General features: G+C 37.2%; 4 protein-coding genes. 3 read left to right on the forward strand and 1 reads right to left on the reverse strand.

The window, feature by feature from the left end; genetic code table 11:
* The 3 genes from fabF to ACJML3_RS00770 form a co-directional block, all read left to right on the forward strand.
* Positions 1–1,007 (forward strand): beta-ketoacyl-ACP synthase II (fabF, locus tag ACJML3_RS00760; protein WP_406019754.1); only part of this gene is annotated, 1,007 nt, incomplete at its 5' end.
* A 228-nt stretch (positions 1,008–1,235) separates the two neighbouring features.
* Positions 1,236–1,913: a hypothetical protein gene (locus ACJML3_RS00765; RefSeq protein WP_406019756.1), complete on the forward strand. Its 678-nt coding sequence runs from the start codon at positions 1,236–1,238 to the stop codon at positions 1,911–1,913.
* Complete coding sequence (locus ACJML3_RS00770) at positions 1,913–2,422, forward strand: CinA family protein (protein WP_331852988.1); 510 nt, start codon at positions 1,913–1,915, stop codon at positions 2,420–2,422. Before ACJML3_RS00765 ends, ACJML3_RS00770 begins: the two co-directional genes overlap by 1 nt.
* On the opposite strand, the gene ACJML3_RS00775 is transcribed toward ACJML3_RS00770, so the two are convergent.
* Positions 2,419–3,797, reverse strand: a 1,379-nt coding sequence (locus tag ACJML3_RS00775) for a glycoside hydrolase family 36 protein (protein ID WP_406019758.1), incomplete at its 5' end; no start/stop codon positions are given. The genes ACJML3_RS00770 and ACJML3_RS00775 overlap by 4 nt on opposite strands.

The raw sequence follows: 3,797 nt of genomic DNA on the forward strand, positions 1-3,797 counted from the left end.
CTGCTGGTATTATGGCTATCAATGATTCAGGTCTTGAGATTACAGAAAAGAATGCAGACAGAATCGGTACCATGATTGGTTCAGGTATTGGTGGCTTAACCTTAATCGAAAAGAATATTAATGGTCTTGCTGCACGTGGTCCACACGGTATCAGCCCATTCTTCGTTCCATCAACCATTATTAACATGGTTTCAGGTCAGCTTTCAATCATGAAGGGTCTTCGCGGTCCTAACCTATCTACAGTAACAGCTTGTGCAACCGGTACACATGCTATCGGTTTATCAGCTCGTTTAGTTGCTTTTGGTGATGCTGACGTAATGATTTGTGGTGGCGCTGAAAAGGCTTCAACCCCTATGGGTATCGGCGGTTTTGCTGCAATGAAGGCTTTATCTCATCGCAATGATGATCCAGAAGCTGCATCACGTCCTTGGGATAAGGATCGTGACGGTTTCGTATTAGGTGACGGTTCAGGTGTTCTGGTTCTTGAAGAGTACGAGCATGCAAAGGCACGTGGTGCAAAGATCTACGCTGAGTTAGTCGGCTTTGGTATGTCAGGTGATGCTTACCACATGACCGCAACTCCAGAGACTGGCGAAGGCGCAGCTCGTTCAATTCTTCATGCTTTAAAGGATGCCAACGTTAAGCCAGAGCAGGTTAACTACATTAATGCTCACGGTACTTCAACACACGTTGGAGACTTATCAGAGCTTCGCGCTGCAAAGAGCATCTTCGGTGACGCTCCTAAGAACTGCTGCATGAGTTCAACCAAATCAATGACTGGTCACTTATTAGGTGCAGCTGGTGCTATTGAAGCAGTTATTACTGTTATGTCAGTTAAGGATCAGATTTGTCCTCCAACAATCAACCTTCAGAATCCTGAAGATGAGGTTGGCGATTTTAATCTTGTTCCTAACGTTGCTCAGAAGCACGATATTGAGTACGCATTATCAAATAACTTCGGTTTTGGTGGTACTAACGGCTCATTATTATTCAAGCGCGTTGACTAATAGATTAACCAATATCATTTAGCCACAAAGAGGCTCATCTTTTTGATGGGCCTTTTTTTATTGGTCAAACATCAGTTGAAATAATTAAAAACAAAGATTTATATAATATAATTAAGCGTTTGTTTTTGAACACTTTTGAGAAATATCACATCATTTGTAGCAATTTTTTGTATAGATTGCAAACAAGTGTTATATTACAAATAGGATTTTTATAAAAAAGAGTAAATCATGCAGTCATATCTAGATGTTTCTATCATTGCAGTTATCATTGTAACGGTTGTTATACTCCTTTTTATCCTCATATCATTTCTTATAAATTCTCACAGAGCATCAGCTGTTGAAAAGAATTTACTTCGTGTAATAAGTCAGCAGGAAGTAAAGATAACTGAGCTTGTATCTGAAAATGAAAAAATTAAAAATATCAATGATTCTCTTGAAAGAAGAATCAAATCATCAGAACGCTCATTACAGTATGTAACAGATACTCTTCAGGATCTTATTGATAAACAAAGAAAGATAGATTCATCTTTTGACTCATTAACCAACAAGATAGAGCTTCAGAAAAAAGAGTTTGAAGAAAAATCAGTTGATAATCAGCCAATTGTTCTTGCTAAAAGACTTCTGTCTGAAGGATTGAGTATCTCTGAGGTTATTGATAGAACAAATCTTCCAAGTTATGAAGTTGAAATGCTTGCAAAAGTCCATAAACTTGATAAGAGCACTTCTCCAATGAGTATTGAAGATCAGGTAAGAGCTCAGACAGAGAAGTTCATCAGCACACCGTCGGTTAAAGTTGATGAGCCAATAGTTGCAAAGAGTGCTCCAAAGACAGCTCATGTAGCTAGTTTAAAAGCAAGAGATGCTTACGGAATCAGCTCTAAATCCATCTTAAGAAGACAAAGATAATGAACTACAAATCAATGATTACTCAAAAAGCACAGGAGCTTTTTGAGCTATATCCTATTTATAAAGAAGTATACGTAACAGCTGAATCTTTAACTGCAGGATTGATAGGTGCCAGCATCGTTGAGATCCCAGGATCATCTGCATATTTTGACAGGGGCTTTATTACTTATTCAAACGAGGCAAAAATGGAGTGTCTTGGCGTTAGTGAAGATACTTTAAAATCATACGGAGCAGTAAGTGAGCAGACAGTTGTACAAATGGCAACAGGAGCCCTTTTAAAAAGCTCTTTAGGAACCATGAGTGTTGCTGTAAGTGGAATTGCAGGTCCAGATGGTGCAACTAAGACAAAAAGAGTTGGTACTGTGTGGATGGCTGTAAAGCACAAAGATAAAGCTGCTTATACAAAGTGCTTTATCTTTGATGGCAATCGTGAAGAGGTTAGAGAACAGACTGTATATCAAGCATTGTGTGCTTTAGTCAATCTTACAAAAGGACTGGCTCCTTTTTAAATATTTGATACAACCATGACCTTGCCATATTCTAAGGTAAGGTCACCTTTAACACTCTTGCCTGTAAAGAAATCTTTAAATTCCTCTTTTAGCGAAAAAGTTTTGCTCTGTGAATCAAGATTAAAGAAGATCCTTGTCTTGTATTTATTTCCCTGAAGAATGAAGCTATCAAATTCATCAGATATATTTATGTCAATGCAGTCTTTGTGAATATCAAGAATTCTTTTAATCAGTTTTTGGTTATTAGGTGAAATTCTATCAAGACTGTCGCCAAGGAAAACTGAACCGTTAGCAAGAAGAATTGTTGCAATATGCATCATGAAATCCTCAGGATCTGCAATCTGGTTTTTGTAATTGTTAAGACACAGACAGTCAGGATCATTAATCCAGAGTGACTCATTCATCCATGTTCTGTGTCTTAGCTCATTTAGCTGCTGAATAAACCTATCTTTATTTCTTATAACATCATCAGAAATTCTCATTGAATGAACAAGTCCAATAGATGGCCAGAAAGGAGCATTACATCCAAGGAGAATACTGTCTTTTCCTACGACATCAAGAATTGTTTTAAGACCTAATCTGTAATTTTCAATTGGGGTGATTCCACTTTTAAAAACAAGATGCTCACAGGCTCCCCAGTAACATGCATCAAGTTTATAGAATCGTATATTTAATACATCATGAAAGTAATAGAAAACACGGGATATATAATTTCTTACCTCTTCAATTGAAAAATCAAGAGAATACCAAGGTAAATCTCTCCATCCTTCATAGGTATTTACACCAGCAGACTCCAGTTTTCCTAATCTGCTTTTAGCAAAATATTCTTTATTTTTTCTGTAAAGCTCTGAATCTCCTGAAGCAATGAAAGGAGCAACCCAGATACCAGGCTCTTTTCCAGCGTCCTTTATTTCCTTAATAAGATCCTGCAGGTTGTTAGAGAACTTGTTTGTAAAATCAAGCCAGTCTCCCATGTGTTTTTGATAACCGTCGTCAATTAAAACATATTTTGTATTGTCTATATGTTTCATCAATTTTAAGTTATCTTTTATGATCTGCTCACTGATATTCTCATAATAACAGTACCAGGAGCACCATCCGCTAGGTTTTGGAGCGAACAGACGCTTGTTGTATCTGTTTATACGGACAGAATAAGCTTTTAGCAGTTCATTGTTGGATGTTGCTCCAAGAATTGTAATGATTTCTGACTCAATTGTATCTGTAAGCTTATTTGCATGAGAGAAAATCTGCATTACAACAGTGAGTCTGCCAGAATTGTAGATTCTGAATTTTAACTGGTACTTATTACATGAAAGTGCTCCTATAAGGAGTTTCTCACTACCATCATTCAGGAGAATATAGTTATAGCCTTCTT

It is taken from the genome of Succinivibrio sp., assembly GCF_045124615.1.
Classification (GTDB): domain Bacteria; phylum Pseudomonadota; class Gammaproteobacteria; order Enterobacterales; family Succinivibrionaceae; genus Succinivibrio; species Succinivibrio faecicola.

Excerpts from the sequence above, each read along its gene's own strand:
- ACJML3_RS00765 (WP_406019756.1), top strand. The coding sequence starts at position 1,236 with ATGCAGTCATATCTAGATGTTTCTATCATTGCAGTTATCATTGTAACG.
- ACJML3_RS00770 (WP_331852988.1), top strand. The coding sequence starts at position 1,913 with ATGAACTACAAATCAATGATTACTCAAAAAGCACAGGAGCTTTTTGAG.